This window comes from uncultured Thioclava sp., assembly GCF_913064665.1.
Lineage (GTDB): Bacteria > Pseudomonadota > Alphaproteobacteria > Rhodobacterales > Rhodobacteraceae > Thioclava > Thioclava arctica.
On sequence record NZ_CAJYBT010000004.1, the window covers coordinates 1 to 21,471 of the forward strand.

The 21,471-nt window shown below is 60.3% G+C and carries 17 protein-coding genes; 8 read left to right on the forward strand and 9 right to left on the reverse strand.

Annotated elements, in window-relative coordinates:
- From QZ571_RS02300 to QZ571_RS02310, 3 genes are all read right to left on the reverse strand, one after another.
- A partial coding sequence (locus QZ571_RS02300; protein WP_295531098.1) for a sugar phosphate nucleotidyltransferase occupies positions 1-548 on the reverse strand: 548 nt, incomplete at its 3' end.
- Positions 549-570: 22 nt separating this feature from the next.
- Positions 571-2,718, reverse strand: coding sequence for a 1,4-alpha-glucan branching protein GlgB (gene glgB / locus QZ571_RS02305; RefSeq protein ID WP_295531100.1), 2,148 nt, complete (start codon positions 2,716-2,718; stop codon positions 571-573).
- A 31-nt stretch (positions 2,719-2,749) separates the two neighbouring features.
- Positions 2,750-5,131 (reverse strand): glycogen/starch/alpha-glucan phosphorylase, encoded by a 2,382-nt coding sequence (locus tag QZ571_RS02310; protein WP_295531103.1) that lies wholly within the window; start codon positions 5,129-5,131, stop codon positions 2,750-2,752.
- Positions 5,132-5,306: 175 nt separating this feature from the next.
- Here QZ571_RS02310 and QZ571_RS02315 point away from each other — a divergent pair, with 175 nt between their 5' ends.
- The 4 genes from QZ571_RS02315 (at position 5,307) to QZ571_RS02330 (ending at position 9,559) form a co-directional block, all read left to right on the forward strand.
- Positions 5,307-6,896 (forward strand): alpha-glucosidase, encoded by a 1,590-nt coding sequence (locus QZ571_RS02315; protein ID WP_295531106.1) that lies wholly within the window; start codon positions 5,307-5,309, stop codon positions 6,894-6,896.
- 73 nt (positions 6,897-6,969) lie between these two features.
- On the forward strand, positions 6,970-7,872 hold the full coding sequence (locus QZ571_RS02320; RefSeq protein ID WP_295531109.1) for a PfkB family carbohydrate kinase: 903 nt from the start codon (positions 6,970-6,972) through the stop codon (positions 7,870-7,872).
- The gene (locus QZ571_RS02325) at positions 7,869-8,789 is read left to right on the forward strand and encodes a pseudouridine-5'-phosphate glycosidase (RefSeq protein WP_295531112.1); all 921 of its coding nucleotides are present in this window, start codon (positions 7,869-7,871) and stop codon (positions 8,787-8,789) included. The genes QZ571_RS02320 and QZ571_RS02325 overlap by 4 nt, the downstream gene beginning before the upstream one ends.
- A gap of 71 nt (positions 8,790-8,860) precedes the next feature.
- Entirely contained in the window at positions 8,861-9,559 is a 699-nt protein-coding gene (locus tag QZ571_RS02330; RefSeq protein ID WP_295531116.1) for a DUF502 domain-containing protein, read from the forward strand.
- Positions 9,560-9,619: 60 nt separating this feature from the next.
- Here the strand turns inward: QZ571_RS02330 and QZ571_RS02335 are convergent, their stop codons facing one another.
- The 5 genes from QZ571_RS02335 to dusB all read right to left on the reverse strand — a co-directional run bounded on the left by QZ571_RS02335 (position 9,620) and on the right by dusB (position 16,793).
- Complete coding sequence (locus tag QZ571_RS02335) at positions 9,620-11,023, reverse strand: sigma-54 dependent transcriptional regulator (RefSeq protein WP_295531119.1); 1,404 nt, start codon at positions 11,021-11,023, stop codon at positions 9,620-9,622.
- The gene (locus QZ571_RS02340; RefSeq protein ID WP_295531122.1) at positions 11,020-13,233 is read right to left on the reverse strand and encodes a PAS domain-containing sensor histidine kinase; all 2,214 of its coding nucleotides are present in this window, start codon (positions 13,231-13,233) and stop codon (positions 11,020-11,022) included. Before QZ571_RS02340 ends, QZ571_RS02335 begins: the two co-directional genes overlap by 4 nt.
- Before the next feature lie 135 nt (positions 13,234-13,368).
- Complete coding sequence (locus QZ571_RS02345; protein ID WP_295531124.1) at positions 13,369-14,745, reverse strand: response regulator; 1,377 nt, start codon at positions 14,743-14,745, stop codon at positions 13,369-13,371.
- A 3-nt stretch (positions 14,746-14,748) separates the two neighbouring features.
- Positions 14,749-15,816, reverse strand: a complete 1,068-nt coding sequence (locus QZ571_RS02350; RefSeq protein WP_295531126.1) for an ATP-binding protein — start codon at positions 15,814-15,816, stop codon at positions 14,749-14,751.
- Positions 15,813-16,793: a tRNA dihydrouridine synthase DusB gene (gene dusB, locus QZ571_RS02355; RefSeq protein ID WP_295531129.1), complete on the reverse strand. Its 981-nt coding sequence runs from the start codon at positions 16,791-16,793 to the stop codon at positions 15,813-15,815. Before dusB ends, QZ571_RS02350 begins: the two co-directional genes overlap by 4 nt.
- Before the next feature lie 213 nt (positions 16,794-17,006).
- Here dusB and ispD point away from each other — a divergent pair, with 213 nt between their 5' ends.
- The 4 genes from ispD to QZ571_RS02375 are packed head-to-tail and all read left to right on the forward strand — an operon-like array spanning position 17,007 to position 19,109.
- Positions 17,007-17,654 carry a 2-C-methyl-D-erythritol 4-phosphate cytidylyltransferase gene (ispD, locus tag QZ571_RS02360; protein WP_295531131.1) on the forward strand — a complete coding sequence of 216 codons (648 nt, stop codon included), beginning with the start codon at positions 17,007-17,009 and terminating at the stop codon, positions 17,652-17,654.
- Positions 17,655-18,134 (forward strand): 2-C-methyl-D-erythritol 2,4-cyclodiphosphate synthase, encoded by a 480-nt coding sequence (ispF, locus tag QZ571_RS02365; RefSeq protein ID WP_295531134.1) that lies wholly within the window; start codon positions 17,655-17,657, stop codon positions 18,132-18,134.
- A gap of 4 nt (positions 18,135-18,138) precedes the next feature.
- On the forward strand, positions 18,139-18,633 hold the full coding sequence (locus QZ571_RS02370) for a phosphatidylglycerophosphatase A (protein ID WP_295531137.1): 495 nt from the start codon (positions 18,139-18,141) through the stop codon (positions 18,631-18,633).
- The gene (locus QZ571_RS02375) at positions 18,630-19,109 is read left to right on the forward strand and encodes a CinA family protein (protein ID WP_295531139.1); all 480 of its coding nucleotides are present in this window, start codon (positions 18,630-18,632) and stop codon (positions 19,107-19,109) included. Before QZ571_RS02370 ends, QZ571_RS02375 begins: the two co-directional genes overlap by 4 nt.
- Here QZ571_RS02375 and QZ571_RS02380 read toward each other — a convergent pair.
- On the reverse strand, positions 19,100-21,298 hold the full coding sequence (locus tag QZ571_RS02380) for a calcium-binding protein (RefSeq protein ID WP_295531142.1): 2,199 nt from the start codon (positions 21,296-21,298) through the stop codon (positions 19,100-19,102). The two genes, QZ571_RS02375 and QZ571_RS02380, sit on opposite strands and share 10 nt — an antisense overlap.
- Positions 21,299-21,471: the final 173 nt, after the last annotated feature.

The window sequence follows — 21,471 nt, forward strand, 5'->3', positions numbered from 1 at the left end:
GTCACCTGCCCGCTTTTATCGATCGCCATCACTCCAAAGGCTGTCGCCTCATCGCGCGGCACGGTCAGGCAGCCGATGGTGACATCGGCACCAGTATCGACATGCTCGCGCAGCATGATCTCATAATCCATCTTGTAGATATGATCGCCGGCCAGAATGACGACAAATTTCACGCCATAATCATCAATAATATCAATATTTTGCGCCACGGCATCGGCCGTTCCAGAATACCATCTGCTATCAGCGACGCGCTGACTTGCGGGCAATATATCAAGATATTCATTGCGTTCTGCGCGAAAGAAGTTCCAGCCGCGCTGGACGTGGCGGATCAGCGAATGGGCCTTGTATTGCGTCGCAATCGCCATTTTCCGAATGCCGGAATTCAGCGCATTGGAGAGCGCGAAATCAATGATCCGGGTCTTGCCGCCGAAATAGACCGCCGGTTTTGCGCGCCGGTCTGTCAGCTCTTTCAGGCGACTCCCGCGCCCGCCCGCCAGCACAAAGGCCATCGCCTGCGCGCTAAGGCGTGTATTGGGTTGTGGTAGCATTCTCTCCCCTCCCTGAAAGCGCTCAACCGGGCGTGAACATCACAACCGAGAGCGGCGGCAAATACACTTCTGCGCTGTGATCGCGGTTCGAATGGGGCTGATCCTGAGCGGTGATATAGCCCAGATTGCCCCAGTTCTCGCCGCCGTAATGCGCGGAATTCGTGTTGAGCAACTCGACCCACTCGCCGCTCTGCGGCAGGCCGATGCGATAGGTGCGATCCATCGGCGTCAGGTTGGCAACCACAACGACGGGGGGCGCTCCGGGGGCGCGGCGCTCAAACACAAAGACCGAGTTTTCGGCGTCATCCGCCTCGATCCAGGCAAAGCCCTGCGGGTCGCAATCCCCCCAATGCAGCGCGGGCGTGTCGCGATAAAGGCGGTTGAGATCGCGCACCAGATTGCGCAGGCCCGCATGGCTTGGATCATCAAGTAAATACCAATCCAGCTCGCGCTCATGGCTCCATTCCGACCATTGGCCGAATTCCTGCCCCATGAACAACAACTTCTTACCCGGATGCGCCCATTGGAACGCGTAAAAGGCCCGCAGATTGGCGTATTTCTCGGCCTCATTGCCCGGCATTTTGCCCAGCATAGAACCCTTGCCATGCACCACCTCGTCATGGCTGATCGGAAGGATGAAGTTTTCGCTGTAAGTGTATGAAGATGCGAAGGTAAGTTCGTTGTGGTGGAACTTGCGATGCACCGGCTCACGCGCGAAATAGCGCAGAGTGTCGTTCATCCAGCCCATGTTCCACTTATAGCCAAAGCCAAGCCCGCCCTCATGCACGGGGCGCGTGACACCGGGAAAGGCTGTGCTTTCCTCGGCCACGGTCATGATCCCCTCGGCCCCGCCATAAGAGGCCGCATTCATCGCCTTGAGGAACTCGATCGCCTCAAGGTTTTCGCGCCCGCCATCCTTATTGGGCACCCATTCACCGGGCTCGCGGGAGTAATCACGATACAGCATCGAGGCCACCGCATCCACGCGCAGCCCGTCTAGGTGATATTCCTCTAGCCAGAACAATGCGTTAGCAAGCAAGAAATTCGAAACCTCGCGCCGCCCGTAATTATAGATCAGGGTGTTCCAGTCCTGATGAAACCCTTCTTTGGGATCGGCATGTTCATACAGAGCCGTGCCATCGAATTTCTGCAACCCATGGGCATCGGTCGGGAAATGGCCGGGCACCCAATCAAGGATCACCCCGACACCCCGGCGATGCGCGGCGTCCACCAATTCAGCAAATTCTTCGGGGCGGCCATGGCGGATCGTGGGCGCATACAACCCGATCGGCTGATAGCCCCAAGACCCGTCAAAGGGAAATTCGGTGATCGGTAGCAGCTCGATATGGGTAAATCCCATGTCACAGACGTAATCGATCAGCTTTTTGGCCAACTCATGATAGCTAAGCGGTCTGCCGCCCTCGTCCCAGATCCGCACCCAACTCCCCAGATGCACCTCGTAGATTGAGATCGGCGCGTGGCGTTCATGGCGTGCGGCGCGTTGCTTGATCCAGGCGCCGTCGCCAAAATGATGCAGCCCCAGCTTGCGCACGACCGAGGCCTGTGCGGGCGGGTGCTCGGCCCCAAAGCCCAGCGGATCGGATTTCAGCGGCAGTAACCGCCCCTCTGTATCGAGCAACTCGTATTTATACAGCGCCCCTTCATGCAGTCCGGGAACGAAAATCTCCCAAACCCCGGTCTTTCCGAGACGGCGCATTTGATGACGCCGCCCGTCCCAAAAATTGAAATCCCCGACGACCGAAACGCGGCGCGCATTGGGTGCCCAAAGCGCGAAATGCACCCCCTCGACACCGCAATGGGTGATGGTATGCGCGCCCAGCTTTTCCCAAAGCCGCTTATGCGTGCCCTCGCCGATCAGATATTCGTCGATTTCCCCCAGAACGGGCGGGAAGCTGTAGGGATCGTCGAAATCCCATGTTGCCATGTCATTGCTGGCGCGCAGGCGATAGGGACCGTTGCTCCAGCTTGTGGCAAAGACATCGGGCAGGATCTGGGTCAATTCTTCTTCGTGCTTGCCCAAGGCCCAGACCCGCGTGGCACCGGGCACGAAGGCGACTAATTGTCCATCATGCACCCCCAGAACCGAAAACGGGTCAGGATGGAGCCCTTCAGTCAAGGCTTCGGCGGTCGCACGATCAATCAGCGCCATATCGCTCCTTCGCCGGGGCGCGAACGATCGCCTAAAGGGCAGATTTCGCGTCCCAGATATCTTTCATATAGCCCGCAATCGCCCGGTCCGATGAGAAAAACCCCATGCGCGCCGTATTGAGGGCAGCCATCTTTGCCCAGCTTGCGCGATCACCAAAGGCCACGTCCACTTCTTTCTGAGACGACCGGTAGGCTTCGAAGTCCGAGGCGACGAGGAAGTAGTCGCTATTCCACATATTATGAACCAGATCGTGATAGCGTTCCGGCTCATCCTTGGAAAAGCGCCCCTCGGCAATCATCTGCAATACGTCCTGCAAAAGCGGGCTGTCCAGAATGGCGTGGCGGGCATGTTCGGGGTCGCGGCGACGCTCTATCACCTCATCGGCGGTCAGGCCAAAGAGGAAAAAGTTCTCCGCCCCCACCTGTTCCCGAATTTCCACGTTTGCGCCATCCAGCGTGCCAAGGGTGAGCGCCCCGTTGAGCGCGAATTTCATATTCCCCGTGCCCGAGGCTTCCTTGCCCGCGGTCGAGATCTGTTCCGACAAATCCGCCGCCGGGATCAGGCGCTCCGCCATCGAGACGTTGTAATTGGCCGGATAGACAATTTTCAGGCGATCCCCGATCAGCGGGTCATTGTTGATCACCTCGGCCGCGTCCTTGATCAGACGGATGATCTGCTTGGCCGCAAAATAACCCGGCGCCGCCTTGCCGCCGAAAATCTTGACGCGCGGTTGATAGTCAACCTGCGGGTTCTCGCGCATCTCGTGCCATTCGCCGATAGTCTGCAAGATGTTCATCAACTGCCGCTTATATTCATGCAAGCGTTTGACCTGAATGTCGAAAATTGCATCCGGGTTGACCGTGATCCCTTCGCTTTGCGCGATCCAGGCGGCCAGATGTTCCTTGTTGGTGCGTTTGGCGGCCATGAATTTATCGAGAAACGCGGAGTCCTCGATAAAGGGTTCCAACTCGCGCAGCCGGTCCAGATCGCCCTCCCAGCCCTCGCCAATGGTGTCGATGATCAGATGCGACAGCGCGGGGTTGGCCATGCGCAACCAACGGCGCGGCGTGATGCCGTTGGTCTGGTTGATGATGCGTCCGGGATGCAGTTTATTCAGCTCGGGAAACAGGTTTTTCTTGATCAGTTCGGTGTGTAGCGCCGACACCCCGTTCACCTTATGCGAGGTGATAAAGGCCAGCTCACCCATCCGCACCTCTTGGTGTTTGACGATGCCCACATAATGGGGCCGATTGGGATGGTTGCGCCGATGCCAGCTATCAATCTTTTCAATGATTTGCATATGGCGCGGCAGCACAGTGCCCATCAGATAGGTCGCCCAATGTTCCAGCGCCTCGGGCAGCAAGGTATGGTTGGTATATCCCAGACATTGAACGGTGATTTCAATGGATTGCGTGAACTCCATCCCATGCTCATCGCAGAGCAGTCGGATCAGTTCCGGCCCGGCAATCGCGGGATGGGTGTCGTTCATCTGGATCGCGACATGCTCGGGCAGATCGGTCAGCGCCAAGCCCGCAGCAAGATGGCGGCGCAGGATGTCTTGCAGCGCGGCGGCGGTCAGGAAATACTCCTGCTTGAGGCGCAATTCCTTGCCCGCAAAGGTCGTATCATCAGGATAAAGCACTCGGCTGAGCGTGCGCGCAAGCGCCTCGGGCTCGGCGGCAGCAGCATAATCGCCATGATTGAACCGCGCCAGATCGAACATCTCGGTGGGCTTGGCCGACCAGAGCCGCAACGTATTGGCCCATTTGCCCTCCCAGCCGATCACCGGCATGTCATAGGCCTCGGCCAGCACTGTTTCGCCGGGCACCCAATGGGTCTTGCCATCTACCGTTTCGACATGGCCCTTGAAGCCAATCACATAGGCGCTTTCGGGGCGTTCGAACTCCCAAGGGTGGCGCTGTTTGAGCCAATCTTCGGGCGTCTCAACCTGCTGGCCACCCTCAAAGCGCTGCTTGAACAACCCGTGCTCGTAGCGGATGCCATAGCCATAGCCCGGGCACCCAAGGCTCGCCATGCTTTCCATATAGCACGCCGCCAGTCGCCCCAACCCGCCATTGCCAAGCGCCGCATCGGGTTCGTTTTCAATGACCTCATACCAATCCAGCCCCAAGCCCTCGATCGCGCTGCGACAGGTTGCGCGCAGACCCAGATTGATCGCGGCATCTTCAAGCATCCGCCCGATCAAAAACTCCATCGACAGGTAATAGACGCGCTTGCGGCCCTGCTCCCAAGTTTTGCGCGTCGCGGCAAACCAGGGCGCAACCACCCGGTCGCGCAGCGCCAAACTCAACGCCATACGCCAGTCATACACCGAAGCATGATCTGCATCCTTGCCCATCGAATAGGTCAGATGATGCAAAATCTCGTCGCGTATGGTTTCAACGCTGGGCATTTGGCTGTCATTCACGGGCGCAATCTCCGAAAGCTTGATCTCGATTGATTGATGGGCATCGCCCCCAATAAGGTCAAGCGAGCGGAGCAAAACAACGCTATAGCGGTTGCCGTTTGCGCTAACAAATCTAAACTTGGTGCAAGAACAGGCAAAACCTATGAATCAGGAGCGCGATATGAACAAGGAATGGTGGCGCGGCGCGGTGATCTATCAGATCTACCCCCGCAGCTTTCAAGACGATTCCGGAGATGGCATTGGCGATCTGGCTGGCATCACGCGCCGCCTCGATCATGTGGCGAGCCTTGGCGTGGATGCGATCTGGCTATCGCCGTTCTTTACCTCGCCGATGGCCGATATGGGCTATGACGTGTCCAATTACCGCGATGTTGACCCGCAATTCGGCACTCTGGCCGATTTCGACGCGCTGGTGGCGCGCGCCCATGATCTGGGGCTGAAGGTGATCATCGATCAGGTGATCTCGCATAGCTCGGATCAGCATCCTTGGTTCAAGGAGTCCAAGAAAAGCGGCGCGAAGGCGGATTGGTATGTCTGGGCCGATCCCAAACCCGACGGTTCCCCGCCCAATAACTGGCAGTCGGTCTTTGGCGGATCGGCTTGGGAATATGCGCCCGAGCGCGGGCAATATTACCTGCATAATTTCCTGATTTCGCAACCCGACCTGAACCTGCACAATCCCGCGGTGCAAGATGAACTACTTGATGTGCTGCGCTTCTGGCTGGAACGCGGGGTGGACGGGTTCCGACTTGATACGGTGAACTACTATTTCCACGACCCCGAACTGCGCGACAATCCCGCGATGTCACCTGACCCAGAACGTTGGCCGCCGCTCTCGACCTATGACATGCAGGATCACGCGTTCGACAAAAACCGCCCCGAGAATCTGGCGTTTCTGGAACGGATGCGCGCGCTGATGGATCAGTTCGAGGCGCGCACGCTCGTTGGCGAGGTCGGCGAGGCCCCCCATCGCGCGCTTGGCATCATGGAGGAGTACACATCGGGCACGACCCGGCTGCACATGGCCTATAGTTTCGACATGCTGGGGCCAAAATTCACGCCCGAGCATTCCCGCTCAAGGATTGAGGGGTTCTTCAAGGGTGCGCCCGATGGCTGGCCAAGCTGGTCATTCTCCAACCATGATGTGCAGCGCCATGTGACGCGCTGGGCCAAATACGGCACGCAGGATGCGGTTGCGAAACTGGCGATTTCGATGCTGGTGTCGTTCCAAGGCACGATCGGGATTTATCAGGGCGAAGAACTGGGCCAGACCGAGACCGAGCTGGACTATAGCGAGTTGACCGACCCGCCCGGTCTGCGGTTTTGGCCCGAAAACAAGGGCCGCGATGGCTGTCGCACGCCGATGGTGTGGGACGCCAGCGCGCATGCCGGGTTTTCCACCGTCAAGCCGTGGTTGCCCGTAAAGCCGCCACAAGCCGCACGCGCGCTTAGCACGCAAGAGGGCGATCCGAGCAGCGTGTTGGCCCATTACCGCGCCGCAATTGCATTTCGCAAGGGCTCGGCGGCGCTGTCAAACGGCCGCAGTGTCTTTCTTGACCTGCCCGAGCCGATCCTTGGCTTCACGCGCATCGCGCCTGAACAAAGCCTTACCTGCCTGTTCAACCTTGGCCCCGATCCGGTCACCATCGACGCCCCCGCAGGCACGCTAACCGACCCCTCGCAAGCCGCGACCTTGAGCGGGGGAAAGCTGGTGTTGGGGCCGAACGCTGCCGCATGGTTTGAAAGCTGAAAAAGGCGCGGGCGCGGTGGCAAAGCCGCGCCCGACCCCTTGCGCCCTGCCCCGTCTCGGGCCACCAAGGGGCATGCGTGAATCACCCCCTGACATCCTCTGCATCGGCTCGGTCCTGTGGGACATTATCGGGCGCAGCTCGCTCCATATGCATCTGGGCTCGGACGTGCCCGGCCGGATCGAGCGCCTGCCCGGTGGCGTGGCAATGAACATCGCGATGACACTGCGCCGCTTTGGTCTGCGCCCGGCGATTTTGACGGCGCTGGGGCGCGACAGTCAGGGCAATGACCTGATCGAGACGGCGCGGGTTCTGGGCGTGGATTGCGACTATCTTTACCGATCAGATGACCTGCCCACCGACCGCTATATGGCGATTGAAGGCGCGAACGGGCTGATCGCTGCGATTGCGGATGCCCATAGCCTTGAGGCCGCTGGCGACAAGATTTTGACGCCGCTTTCGGATGGGCGCCTTGGCACGGTTGAGGCCCCATGGGAGGGTCCGGTCGCGCTCGATGGCAACCTGACCGAGGCGCTACTGTCGCAAATCGCGCATTCACCGCTTTTCGCGAAATCCGATCTCCGCGTCGCCCCCGCCAGCCCCGGCAAGGCGGAACGTCTGACGCCCCTGCTCGCCCATCCCCGCGCCACGCTTTACGTCAATCTCGAAGAGGCGGGCATTCTGTGCCAGCGCAATTTCAAAAGCGCGCATGAGGCCGCCGAAGGGCTGTTGGCACGCGGTGCGCGCCGCGTTCTGGTGACCGATGGCGGACGCGCGGCGGCGGATGGCTGCGCCACTGGGGGCGATGTGATCGCCTCGGCTCCGCCTGCCGTGCTTGTGACCCGTGTGACGGGCGCTGGCGATACTTTCATGGCCGCCCATCTGGTGGCTGAACGGCGCGGCAGTTCGCGCGATAAGGCGCTGGAGCATGCGCTGATCGCAGCTGCCCGCTATGTTTCCGGAGAACTTGCGACATGACCCTCCCCTTGATCTTTACCCCCGAGCTGCGCGCCGCCCTTGATGCAGGCCAGCCCGTTGTGGCGCTGGAATCCACGATCATCACCCATGGCATGCCCTATCCGCAAAACCTGCAAACCGCGCAGGCGGTGGAGGCCGAGGTGCGTGCATCTGGCGCTGTGCCCGCCACGATCGCGCTGATGGATGGTGCAATTCATATCGGGCTTGATCCTGACCTGTTAGAGCGTCTTGCCCAGACCCGTGACGCGATGAAAGTCAGCCGTGCCGATCTGGCGATGTGTCTGGCCAAACGCGCGACCGGGGCGACCACGGTGGCTGCCACGATGATCTGCGCCCATCTCGCCGGGATTGATGTGTTTGCGACGGGCGGCATTGGTGGCGTGCATCGCGGCGCCGAGGACAGCTTTGACATTTCCGCCGATCTGCTGGAACTGGGTGCAACCCCGGTGAGCGTGGTGGCGGCAGGGGCCAAGGCCATTCTGGACATTCCGAAAACGCTGGAAGTTCTGGAAACCCATGGCGTTCCGGTGATTGCCTATGGGCAAGATGACTTCCCCGCCTTCTGGTCGCGCAGCTCGGGTCTACCCGCGCCATTGCGCGCCGATAGTGCCGCCGAAATCGCCGCATCGCATTTGATGCGCGCGCGCCTTGGCCTGCCCGGCGGGCAGCTGATCGCCAATCCGATCCCCCCCGAGGCCGAAATTGCGCGCGAGGAAATCGTGCCGGTGATCGAGGCGGCTTTGGCAGAGGCAAAATCCCAAGGGATCGCGGCCAAAGCGGTCACGCCCTTCCTGCTGTCACGGATCTTCGAGCTGACCGAGGGACGCTCGCTCGACGCCAATATCGCCCTTGTTTTGAACAATGCCCGCTTGGGCGCGCAAATCGCAGGCGAAATCGCGCGATCCAAGCGCCGCTAGATCTGCGGCCATTGCCCTGACCGGTATGGCTGCATAAATACCCCCGCAGACCTCAGGCGCAAAGGCGGCCCATGACCCATTCTGATGAAACGCTCCCCCCGCGTCGTCGCTCGCGCTTCGCGGCGCTGCGCGCGTCGTTCTTTACCGGGCTGATCGTGGTCGCACCGATTGGCCTGACGATCTGGCTGATGTGGACGATGGCAGGTTGGGTCGATGGCTGGGTGCTGCCACTGGTGCCCCAGGAAATGCGCCCCGAGCATTATATCGGCGTCAATGTGCGCGGCATCGGCGTTCTGATTTTCCTGATTTTCACAGTGATCGTGGGCTGGCTGGCCAAGGGTTTCTTCGGGCGCACCTTCCTGCGGATCGGCGAAAGCGTGGTCAATCGCCTGCCTTTGGTGCGCACGGTTTATAGCGGGCTGAAACAGATTGCGGAAACGGTGCTCAGCCAATCAGAGGCGAAATTCGACCGCGCCTGCGTGATCGAATACCCTCGCCAAGGGCTCAAGGCGATTGCCTTTGTCTCGTCAAATGCCAAGGGCGAAGTGGCAGGTCTGGCCGAGGCCGATGATCCGCTGATCTCGGTGTTTTTGCCCACCACGCCAAACCCGACCTCGGGGTTCTTGCTGTTCGTGCCGCAATCGCAAGTCACCTATCTGGATATGTCGGTCGAAGACGCCGCCAAGCTGATCATCTCGGCCGGGCTGGTCTATCCCCAACCCAAAGAGGTCAGAATTTCCAAGACGAGATCCGACCCTAATAAAGCCTAAACACCCTTATTTGCGCTGCGTTGCGCCCACCAAAGGGGGGCGCAACGCCTTTGGCGCGCCTCACCCCTCGTCGTCATCTTCGACATGGGCCACGCGCGCGCCCGCTTTGTTGGACGTCACAACCCCCAGTGTCTTGAGCTTGCGGTGCAGGGCGGATCGCTCCATCCCGACGAAATTCGCGGTGCGGGAGATATTGCCGCCAAACCGGTTGATCTGGGTGAGCAGATATTCGCGCTCAAACAGCTCGCGCGCCTCGCGCAGCGGCAAGGTGGCCAGAGCGCCCCCCAAGACAACACGCCCCTCTTCAGCGGGGGCCGATTGGCCGGGGAGTTCGCGCGCGTCAATCGGGCCCGCCCCCTCGCCCAGGATCAGCACGCGCTCAATGACGTTGCGCAGCTGGCGAATGTTGCCGGGCCATTCCATCGTTTGCATCAACGCCCCCGCCTCGTCCGAGATTTCGCGCAGTGGCAAGCCTTGCGTTTCGTTGAAACTCCGCACGAAATGATGCGCGAGCAGCGGCACATCCTCACGACGCTCGCTGAGCGCGGGCACTTCAATTGGCACCACGTTCAGACGATCATACAGCTCTTGGCGGAAATGCCCGGCCCGGATCATACCCGTCAGATCGCGCGTGGTCGAACTGATCACACGCAGATCCACGCGCACCTTATCCGCGCCCCCGACCCGCATGAATTGCTGCTCGGTGAGCACGCGCAAAATCTTGGATTGCGTGCCCGGCGGCATCTCGGCCACCTCGTCGAAATAGATCACGCCACCATGGGCCTGCTCCAGCAGACCTTTTTCCACGCCACGCTCAAGCGTTTCGCGCCCAAACAAAACTTCTTCCATGCGGTCAGGTTCAATCGAGGCAGAATTGACCGTGACAAACGGGCCAGCCGCGCGCGTCGAATTCTGGTGAATGAACCGCGCCGCCATTTCCTTGCCCGAGCCCGGCTCGCCTGACAGCATTACCCGCCCGTTCGACTTGGTGACCTTATCAAGCTGCTCGCGCAGACGCCGGAACGCAGCCGCCTCCCCGATCATCTCGCCTGAGCCGATATCGCGCCGCTTGAGCGTCGAGTTCTCCCGCCGCAGCCGCGCCGTTTCCATCGCGCGCCCGATCACCACCATCAACTGGTCGATATTAAAGGGCTTTTCGATGAAATCATACGCGCCTTGCTTGATCGCGGCGACCGCGATTTCAATATTGCCATGGCCGGAAATGATGATCACCGGCACGTCGGGGTTATCCCGCTTGACGGTCTTAAGAATGTCGATCCCGTCCATCTTGCTGTCTTTCAGCCAGATATCGAGGATCATCAGCGCCGGTTCACGGGCGTTGATCTCATCCATGCATTCATTGGAATTGGCCGCCATGCGCGTCTGAAAGCCTTCGTCTCGCAGGATGTCAGCAATCAATTCGCGGATGTCTTTTTCGTCGTCGACGATCAGGATGTCGCTCATGTCACGTCTCCGGGGGGCTCGCCCCTCTCCTTGATGGCCCGATGTGCCGCGCGGGCGCGTGGCAAACGGATTTCGGCAAGCGCACCGTGATGCGCCCCACTGCTGAAGGCAGGCGCGTCGCTGAGTGTCAGCGTCCCGCCATGTTCCTCGATGATCTTTTTGACGATGGGAAGGCCCAGTCCTGTGCCTTTCGCACGTGTCGTGACGTAAGGCTCAAACAGGCGCGCACGGTCAGGCGGCAGGCCCAGACCGTTATCGGCAATTTGAATGGTGACCAGTTCTGGCGTGGCCGTCATCGCTACGCGAACCTCTGGTTCAAACCCATCCGGCGCGCCTTTTTCAACATATGATTCAATCGCTTCTCCGGCGTTCTTAATTAGATTTGTCACAGCTTGAGAAATCATGGTTGCATCAAGTTCTACGATTACGGGCGTGTCGGGAATGTTCGAAACCAATCTCGCCCCATGCAGCGAATCTTGCTGCAAGGTGGCCGCATCGCGCAAGAGTTGCGCAAGGTCGTGATCGGCACGGTCTGGTTCGGGCATTCTGGCAAAGCGCGAAAACTCATCAACAATGCGGCGCAAGTCATTGGTCTGGCGTACAATAACGCCCGTGAGGCTTTCGAGAACCTCGGTATCTTCGCCCGTCGTGAGCTTGCTGAATTTGCGCTTGATGCGCTCGGCTGACAGCTGGATCGGAGTCAGCGGATTCTTGATCTCATGAGCAATCCGACGCGCCACATCGCCCCACGCCGCCATGCGCTGCGCCGAGACCAGTTCGGTCACATCCTCAAAGGCGACAACATAGCCCTCGGGCGCGCCCTCATCATTGCGCCGCACGGCCATGCGCACCAACAGACTTTCCAAACGCGCATCGCGCGAGACCCGGATTTCCTCTTGCACGGCCTCTTGGAAAGAGTCGTGCAAGCGATTGTAAAGACTTGTGAATTCCGGAACGACTTTAGAAATTTCCTGCGAATGCACTTGGCTTGGATCAAGCGCCAAAAGCTGCATCGCGGCGCGGTTGACGAAATCGACGCGCCCCTCGGCATCCAGCCCGATCACGCCCGAGGTCACCGAGGACAACACAGAGTCAAACAGTCGCCGGCTTTCTTCGGTCTCGCGATGGCTTTCCATCAGCGCGGCGCGCTGCCCCTTAAGCTGGCTGGTCATGCGGTTGAAACTATGCCCCAACGTTGCAATCTCATCATCGCCCTCAGCCTCGATGACGCGTGCATCCAGATCGCCCGCGCCAATGCGTTCCGCCGCCGCCGCAAGCCGCCCAATCGGGCGCGACAGCCGCTCGGCAAACCACAGCCCCATCCAGATCGCCGCCAAAATCAAGATCAATGCAAAGCCGAAATAAACCAGCCCGAATTCAAAGATGACCCGGCCACGCGCGCTTTCAAGCTGTTGATATAATGACACAGTTTCGCGTGTTTGATCCAGAAGCGACAGGATTTTCCCGTCCACTTTGCGCGAGATATACAAATAGCGATCCACAAACGCATTCAGCCGGATCAAGCCGCGCAATTCCGAGTTCGACCAGTCCTCGATCAGCACGGTCTCGCCCTTTTGCGCCTCGACAAGGTCTTTGGGCGCGGGTTCTTCGTAATCAAACAAATAAGAGCGATCGCCGCGCGCCACGATCTTGCCGGTGCCGTCGATCACATAGGCCTCTTTGACGCCGCGCTGAATGCGCGTCTGACCCGAGATCAGCAATTCGCGCAGTTCTCCATCCGACATAAAGGTCGAGGCTTGACGGCGCAGGTTCAAAAACGCCGCCAGCGCGCGTACATCCAACACAAGGTCTTGTTTATGCTCGCTTTGATAAGCCTCCGCCGCTTGCAAAGACGTGCCGACAACCGAGCGCACACGATCTGAAAACCAGCCCTCAAGCCCGATATTCACCGTCAAACCGGCAAACAGCGCTACCAAGACCGTGGGCACCAAGGCGATCCCGGCAAACACCCCCGTCAACCGCAAGGTCAGTCGCGACCCGGCCGAGCGCGCGCGTTTCGCCGCGATGATTTGCGCCAGCCGCATCATAATCAGCCCGGCGAGCAGCAGGAAATAGACGAAATCGGCCAGCAGGATCAGACGCAACGCCGTGCTATCGGCACCCTGCCCCAACGGACCAAGCACCACAAAGGTCGCGATGGCCAGTGCCGGGCCCAGCACCACCAATCCAAAGGTTACGATGTTGCGCACTCGCCGTTGGCGGCGAAAACGCGCCAATCGATCCCAGCCTGAACGATATGCCGTGCTGCCTTGCACTGATGCCCCCTTGACACAGAGCGTGACAAATCCGTCCAGACGAAAAAGCCACAGCCCCCTGTTGCGGGTTTACATCAGTTTGCGGCGCCGTGTCACCTGAATATCCAGATCGGTGATCTTTTTTCGCAAGGTATTGCGGTTGATGCCAAGAAGATCAGCACATCTGGCCTGATTGCCCCCTGTCGCGTCCAAGGCGATTTCCAGCAAAGGGGCCTCCATCTCTTTGAGAATCCGATCATAAAGACCCGGAGGCGGCAAATTCCCCCCATGCAGATCGAAATAGCGACGCAGGTGACGCCCGATTGAAGCAGAGAGCTTTTCGCCCTCGCCCCCTTGGCGCAGCGGCTCGATCGCGGGCTGATTCCCGAGCACAAATTCGACCTCGGCGCGGGTGATCTCGTCTTCGGGCGAGGTCACGGTCAGACGGCGGATCGTATTTTCGAGCTGGCGCACATTGCCGGGCCAGGAATAGGCGCGCACCAGTTGCAGCGCATCATGGGTAAAGCGACGCGTCCCCAAACCGTCGCGCTCGGCGCGGCTCAGGAAATGTTCGGCCAAAAGCGGAATATCCTCGACGCGTTCGCGCAGGCTCGGCACCGCCAGTGTCACGCCGCCCAAACGGTAGAACAGATCTTGGCGGAACCGGCCCGCCTCCATCAAAGCCGACAGATCGCTTTGCGTGGTGGCCATGATCCGCGGCGCGGGGTCAGGCAGCGCATCCAGCATTCGCACGATCCGCGCCTGAGTATCCTCGTCATAATCGCCCACCTCATCAAAGACGAGCGAGCCACCCTTGGCACGCGCAAGCAATGTCGCGGGCCCCTCGGCGCCCTGCAAATCACCCGCCTGCGCTACGATAAAGGGCAAGCTGCGCCGATCAGAAAAGTCGTGAATAGCACGCGCGATCAGGGACTTGCCGGTGCCACTTTCGCCTACGATCAACACCGCCAGATCAGCATTCATCACCCGGGCAACCAGTCGATACAGCTCTTGCATCGCCGCCGTGCGCCCGACAAGTGGCAGATCGCCCTTGTCGCCGGATAGACCCTCGCCTGTCTTGGCCACCACTTGGGTGACACGGCGTTTCTGTTCCAGTGCCTTTTGCGCGCGCTTCATCAAATCGGGCAGATCGAAGGGCTTGGGCAAATAGTCATAGGCGTCGGCTTCGGCGGCCTGAATCGCGGTCATGATGGTGTTTTGCGCCGAGATCACGATCACCGGCAATCCGGGACGTTCGCGCGCGATACGCGGCAACGCCTCAAGGCCATTGCCATCGGGCATCATCACATCCGAGATCACCAGATCGCCCTTGCCCTCTTCGATCCAACGCATCAGCGTGACAAGCGAGGCCGTGGCATGCACCTTGCAGCCCGCTCGTGTTAAAGCTTGGGTCAAAACGGTGCGGATCGTGCGGTCGTCATCGGCGACAAGTACAGTGCCGTCCATGGCTTAACTCTCCTTCGGCGCAACTGGCAGGGAAATACGAAAACGGGTTTTGCCGGGCACAGAATCAAGACTGACCCAGCCGTCATGTTCCGAGATAATCTTGGACACCAGCGCCAGCCCCAAACCGGTGCCATTCTCGCGCCCCGAGACAAAGGGCTCGAAAACTTCATTGGCGATAGAGGGCGGGATGCCGGGGCCATCGTCGATGATTTCGACCTGAAGCGGCAAAGGTTGCCCCGAGCCATCGGCCCGGCGCAGGCGCAGGCTGTGTTCATAAAAGGTGCGTATCTTGATTTTTCCACCACCATCAGAGGCTTGCGCCGCGTTCTTAAGCAAATTCAAGAACACCTGAGTGAGCTGATCAGCATCGCCATAGGTGGCGGGCAGCGAGGGGTCGTAGTCTTCGTCGATCCGCATATGCGCGCCAAACCCGACCGTGGCCGATTTGCGCGCGCGTTCCAGAACGTCATGAAGATTGACGTGCTTGCGCTCGGGCGGGCGCACATTGCCAAATTGCTCAACCTGTTCAAGCAGCTTCACGATACGCCGCGTCTCGTCGACAATTAAGTCTGTGAGTTCAAGATCTTCTCCGCTTAAGTTCATGCTGATTAGCTGCGCCGCCCCGGCAATTCCCGCCAAAGGGTTCTTGATCTCATGGGCCAGCATTTCCGCCATCCCGATCGCCGAGCGCGCCGCCGATTTCACCATACTCGCGCGTCCCAAGCGGTCCGCCAGCTCGCGCGGCTCAATTACCAACAACACGCGGTCAAGCTCTTCACCTACCGGGGCGGCTTGCAGATTGCATTGCACCGGAGCTTTCTCCCCGGTCGATACCTCGACATCATTGACGAAAAGCGAGGCGCGATTGGAGCGGACACGCGCGAAAATCTCTTCCAGCGGCGCGGAAATCGCCAACCGCTCGCCAATCGCCTGCCCGCGCAGGGATTTGGCCGAGATGTTGAGGAACAGCTCGGCGGCGGGGTTTACTTCCGAGACGCGATCCTGCCCATCGATCAAAAGCGCGGGCGTGGGCAGTGAGTTCCAGATGACACCGGGAGCAGGCAGGCTCATGCTGCAATCCTTTCGCCAAATGCGCGCGCGATCAGCCCAAGCGTGGCCTCTGGCGTGGCGCTGATCATCATCTGGGCGCGCAACGGTGCCTGCGCGACATCGGCATACCAGCCCAGATGCTTGCGCGCGAGACGCAGGCCAAGATCACGCCCGTAGAAACTTAAGATCGACTCGTAATGCTCTGATATAAGATCACTTAATGCGTTCCCCGTGGGCACGATTGGCGCAGGCGTGCCATAAATTTCATGCGCGATCTCGGCCAGACGCCACGGCGCGCCTTGTGCCCCGCGCCCGACCATCACGCCCGCTGCGCCCGACTGCGCAAGCGCCGTGCGCGCAGACGCCGCATCCACGACATCGCCATTGGCAATCACCGGGATCGAGACGGCGGCGCGGGTCGCCGCGATCGCCTCCCAATCGGCAGCCCCTTTGTAAAACTGCATCCGCGTGCGCCCATGCACCACGATCATCTGCACGCCAGCGGCCTCGGCCCGGCGCGCAATCAGCGGCGCATTGTGGCTGTCATCATCCCAGCCCAGCCGCATCTTGAGCGTCACCGGCAAATCGACCGCCTTCACCGTCGCCTCAATCAGGCGCAATGCGTGGTCAGGATCACGCATCAGCGCCGACCCCGAGGCCCCGCCCGTCACCTTTTTGGCCGGGCAGCCCATATTGATGTCGATGATACGCGCGCCCATATCGGCGACCAGTTTTGCCGCCTGCGCCATTGGCGCGGCTTCACGCCCGGCAAGCTGCACCGATGTGGGCAAATCCAGCCCCAGCTCGACACGTGCCTTAGCCCGCACCGAGGGGATTTTCGTGATCATCTCCCCCGAGGCGACCATTTCCGACACGACAAGCCCCGCGCCAAAGCGCGCCACGATCCGACGAAACGGCAGATCGGTGATTCCCGCCATTGGCGCCAACAGCACAGGCGGATCAAGGGTGGTTTGGCCAAGTGACAAAGCAGTTTGCACGAGTCTTCCTGTTTCTCTTTGGTTATGGCTACGCTTTTGACCAAGGTTTCACAATTTACTAGCGCAAATTACGGCGGCAAAATTGGCATATGCCTAATTTTTAATCAAAATAGTCCAGAAATCCTGTTTCTCAAGGCGGATCACGCCGCGACGGGCAAATATTGCACCGCTTCGCCCCATGGCCTAAGCCTGTGGCGAAGAAACGGGGGGCGCATGGACACAGCCGTTATCATCGTGGCCGCAGGACGGGGCACGCGCGCGGGCGGCGATGCACCCAAGCAATGGCAGTTGCTGGCGGGGCAGCCCGTGCTGGCCCATACGGTTGCGCGCTTTGAAGGTGTTGGACGGATCATCGTGGTGCTGCATCCCGAGGATATGGCGCGCGGTGTGGCGCTGTTTGGCGGCTCAGTCGTGCTATGCGCAGGGGGGCAGACGCGGGATGCCTCGGTGCGCAATGCTTTGGAGATGCTTGAGGGCTCGGGCGTGACGCGCGTGCTAATCCACGATGGAGCGCGTCCGCTGGTCAGCCCCGAGGTGATCGAAGGCGTGTTGAGCGCGCTTGACACCCATCGCGCCGCCGCTCCCGCGCTTGCGGTGAGCGATGCGTTGTGGATTGGGTCAAACGGCGCGGTCACGGGCACCCAAGATCGCACCAATCTATGGCGTGCGCAGACCCCGCAGGGATTTGATTTTGATACGATTTTATCCGCGCATCGCGCCCATCCCGGCGGTGCGGCCGATGATGTCGAAGTGGTGCGCGCAGCCGGTGTTGGCGTTGCGATCACACCGGGCAGCGAAGACAATCTGAAAATCACCTATCCCAGCGATTTCGCGCGGGCAGAACGGCTATTGGGGGCATAAATGGATATTCGACTGGGCCATGGCTATGATGTGCATGCGTTCGAGGAGGGCGAACACGTCATTCTCTGCGGCGTACGTGTGCCCCATTCGCGCAAGCTCAAGGGGCATTCTGACGCGGATGTCGGGATGCATGCCTTGACGGACGCGATTTATGGCGCGCTGGCCGAGGGCGATATCGGGCGTCACTTCCCGCCCTCGGACCCAGAATGGAAAGGCGCTGCGTCGGAAATTTTCCTTGATCACGCAGCAAAACTGGCCGAGGCGCGCGGCTTTCGGATTGGCAATGTTGATGTGACATTGATCTGCGAGCAGCCCAAGATCGGCCCGCATGCCAGCGCGATGGCGCAGGAACTGGCGCGCATCATCGGGCTGGAGCCGGGGCGGATCTCGGTCAAGGCCACCACATCCGAGCGTCTGGGCTTCACCGGGCGCGAAGAAGGCATCGCGGCGATTGCCACAGCCACATTGATTGCGGAGTAACCCCATGTTGAAACTCATCAATACCGTCTTTTACGTCGGCCTGTTGCGCCCGGCACCGGGCACGTGGGGCTCGTTGGCGGCTGTGCTGGTGGGCTGGGCGATCGAGCATTACCTCGGTTTCATCCCGCTCGTGATCGCCTTTGTCGCCGTCACGGCGCTTGGCTTCTGGTCGGTTGGGGCCGAGCTAAAGGATCGCCCCGGCGAGGACCCCTCCGAAATCGTGATCGACGAGGTTGCCGGCATGTGGCTGACGTTGCTGTTCCCGGCAATGGGGTTTTGGATGCGCGACATGTCGATGGTCTGGCCCGGCCCCGTCGCGGCATTCCTGTGCTTTCGCCTGTTTGACATCTGGAAGCCGTGGCTGGTCGGGCGCGCGGATCGCCGCCACGACGCCAAAGGCGTGATGCTGGATGATCTGTGGGCGGGCGTGTTTGCCGGCATCGTCACGATCATTCTCGCGGGGCTTTATCACGTCGTCTTCTTGGGGATGATGCAATGAGCCTTGCGCGCGAAGTGCTGGAGGCCTGCAAGTCGCGCGGGCTGATGGTGGCCACCGCCGAAAGCTGCACCGGCGGCATGGTCGCCGCCGCGTTGACCGATATCGCCGGGTCGTCCGCCGTGGTCGAGCGCGGCTTTGTCACCTATACCAATGCCGCCAAGCGCGAGATGTTGGGGGTCAACGAGGCCACGCTAGAGGCCTATGGCGCGGTCTCTGAACCTGTGGCGCGCGAGATGGCCGCAGGCGCGCTGTCCCAGTCACACGCGCAAATCGCCGTGTCCATCACCGGCATCGCAGGCCCCGGCGGGTCCGAGCACAAGCCCGAAGGCCGCGTCTGTTTCGCGCTGGCGATGACAGGCGCGCCCGTCACCGCTGAAACCGTGGAATTCGGAGCCTTGGGGCGCGCGCAGGTGCGCCAAGCGGCGCGCGATCACGCACTGGGGCTATTGCTGCGCGCCGCCCAATCTCAGCCATAGGCTTGGGGCAATTCACTATTCGTTAGCACCCGTGTCATGCCGGGCAAGAACGCGACCTGATCGCCATTGGCGGAAATCGTCAAGCCCGCGCTGCTGAGCTGTTGGGTCACGGGAACCGAAGACGGCGTCCCGCCGACCCCCGATGGGTTGAGAACATCGAGTTGGATCCTCTCACCATCCTGAAAATCGGAAATCGTGACATGGCTGTTGTCGAAGACGACGAATTCATCTTTGTCCGCCCCCCCGCTAAGCGTGGCATTGCCCGCCGCGGCCAATGTGTCATCCCCCGCCCCGCCGTTCAGATCGCTGGCGTTGGTCGGGTCGAGCGCGACCAGCGTATCATTGCCGTCATCGCCGTTCAGCGTATCACTGCCACCCCCTCCAACGAGACTATCGTTGCCCGTGCCACCATCAAGGCTGTCATTGCCCGCGCCGCCATACAGCGTGTCATCGCCAGCGCCACCCGAAAGCGTGTCCGCGCCATCCTGACCATTCAAGATGTCGTTGCCATCCGCGCCTACAAGGCTGTCATTGCCCAAGCCGCCCAGCAGCGTGTCATAGCCCGAGTCTCCGCTTAAGGTGTCATTGCCTTGAAGACCCATGAGGCGGTGCGCAGAGGCGGATCCCGCAGGGGAATCTGCACTCGAGATCGAATCATCGCCCGCTGTCGCGCCGTGATCCATGACATCGCCCAAGCTCACCCCTTTGCCGCCAAGACCCTTTAGCACAGCAATGGCCGTGCCATCCGAGTTCAGCGTCAAATCGGTCCCGTCATCATGCAGCGCGATCTGAGTATCGGCCTGATGATTGTCAAGCGCGATCCGATCCGCGCCGAGAGTGAAATCGGTGATTGTCGTCGCGTCGTCCCCAGACGCCACATTGGTCAGCGCGACCAGATCATTGCCCTCTCCGGTCGTGACCGTATCGCCGCTTGTGGCAAAAAGCAGATCATCGCCCTTGCCGCCGTCCAGCGTGCTTGCGCCGCCTGAAAACAACGTGTCATCGCCTGCGCCGCCACTTAATTGGTCATTGCCAACGCCCTGCACGCCGCTCAACACATCATCGCCGCTGCCACCATCAAGGGTATTATGCCCCGCGCTTGTCAGCAGATCGTTTCCGCCCTGACCAAACAGCGTGCTGCTATCATAACTCGCACCTAGCGTGTCACCGCCAAAGCCGCCCCACAAATCCTGCCCCGAAGCGCTCGTCTCAGCGCTGTAACCCGTGGCATTGGCCGCTGTGGGTGCGTTTGGATAGATATCGGCAAGATCGGTGCCCGCAAGCCCGGTCAAGCGCACAATCGGCTGACCCTGCGAGGTCAGCACAAGGTCGTTGCCATCGTCATGCGCGGCGACGCCCGCATCTGCCACGCCGTCAAGATGTAGCTGATCGAGACCGGGCTCAAAATCATCGACCGTCATGACCGTGCTGTCATGTTGGGCCGCATCGGCGCCTTGGTAAAACACCGGCGTCACGTTAAGCACATCGGCCGCACCATCGCCCGCAACCGTGCTATCCGCACCCTGCCCCAGATCGACATGCGCCTGCGAGATCGACGAGATCGTGTCCGCCCCGGTGCCGCCATCAATCGAGGCCTGCTCGCCCAGTTGATCGGAGAAACCCGTACCCGGCTCAAAGCGAATATTATCATTGCCCGCGCCGCCATCGGCCGTATTGCCATCGCCGTTGCCGAGGTTGAGCCAATCATCGCCGCTCCCCCCGATCAACGTATTTCCCGTGCCATTGGCGGTCAGACTGTCATTGCCCATCCCGCCATCCAGCAGATCGTGACCATCCGAACCCGAGCGCAACACATCATTTCCCGCATCCCCATAGGCGCTATCGGCCCCAAGACCGGGATCAAGCGTGTCATTGCCCAGACCGCCGTGCAGCAGATCGTTCCCCGGCCCGCCATAGAGCAGATCGTTCCCGGAATTGCCCTGCAACGTGTCATTACCGCCATAGCCCGACAACGTATCATCGCCCGCCCCTCCGGTGAGTGAATCCGCGCCGCTGGTGCCATGCAAAGCCTGATTGTCATCCAGCAAATCACCCCCGCCCTGCTGGGTGTCAGGTTGGTCGCCATTTTCATCAGAGCCGGTCTCGTCAGAATTGCTGTGATGGCTTGAGTGGTCGTTCAGAATGAAAGCCGCAGGCAAGAGCCCCAAAAATAGCAAAAAGCCCAACATATGTTTGTCCCCCGAAAATTGCGCTGACTGTCTTTGAGAATTCAGTCCAGCGTCAATTCACAACGCGCGGCGCGCCGGGAAACGTGACTAATTGCGGTAGTGGCGGAAACAATGCGGCGGAATTATACTGTGGTCTCGAAACACTGTCGGTTGGAAAATACGATTTAGCACAG

What these genes read in the sequence shown, in the direction of transcription:
- QZ571_RS02345 (WP_295531124.1), bottom strand. Translation starts at nt 14,745, where the DNA reads ATGGACGGCACTGTACTTGTCGCCGATGACGACCGCACGATCCGCACC.
- QZ571_RS02350 (WP_295531126.1), bottom strand. Translation starts at nt 15,816, where the DNA reads ATGAGCCTGCCTGCTCCCGGTGTCATCTGGAACTCACTGCCCACGCCC.
- QZ571_RS02330 (WP_295531116.1), top strand. Translation starts at nt 8,861, where the DNA reads ATGACCCATTCTGATGAAACGCTCCCCCCGCGTCGTCGCTCGCGCTTC.
- QZ571_RS02325 (WP_295531112.1), top strand. Translation starts at nt 7,869, where the DNA reads ATGACCCTCCCCTTGATCTTTACCCCCGAGCTGCGCGCCGCCCTTGAT.
- ispD (WP_295531131.1), top strand. Translation starts at nt 17,007, where the DNA reads ATGGACACAGCCGTTATCATCGTGGCCGCAGGACGGGGCACGCGCGCG.
- QZ571_RS02335 (WP_295531119.1), bottom strand. Translation starts at nt 11,023, where the DNA reads ATGAGCGACATCCTGATCGTCGACGACGAAAAAGACATCCGCGAATTG.
- QZ571_RS02320 (WP_295531109.1), top strand. Translation starts at nt 6,970, where the DNA reads ATGCGTGAATCACCCCCTGACATCCTCTGCATCGGCTCGGTCCTGTGG.
- QZ571_RS02370 (WP_295531137.1), top strand. Translation starts at nt 18,139, where the DNA reads ATGTTGAAACTCATCAATACCGTCTTTTACGTCGGCCTGTTGCGCCCG.
- QZ571_RS02315 (WP_295531106.1), top strand. Translation starts at nt 5,307, where the DNA reads ATGAACAAGGAATGGTGGCGCGGCGCGGTGATCTATCAGATCTACCCC.
- QZ571_RS02380 (WP_295531142.1), bottom strand. Translation starts at nt 21,298, where the DNA reads ATGTTGGGCTTTTTGCTATTTTTGGGGCTCTTGCCTGCGGCTTTCATT.
- ispF (WP_295531134.1), top strand. Translation starts at nt 17,655, where the DNA reads ATGGATATTCGACTGGGCCATGGCTATGATGTGCATGCGTTCGAGGAG.
- QZ571_RS02375 (WP_295531139.1), top strand. Translation starts at nt 18,630, where the DNA reads ATGAGCCTTGCGCGCGAAGTGCTGGAGGCCTGCAAGTCGCGCGGGCTG.
- QZ571_RS02310 (WP_295531103.1), bottom strand. Translation starts at nt 5,131, where the DNA reads ATGCCCAGCGTTGAAACCATACGCGACGAGATTTTGCATCATCTGACC.
- glgB (WP_295531100.1), bottom strand. Translation starts at nt 2,718, where the DNA reads ATGGCGCTGATTGATCGTGCGACCGCCGAAGCCTTGACTGAAGGGCTC.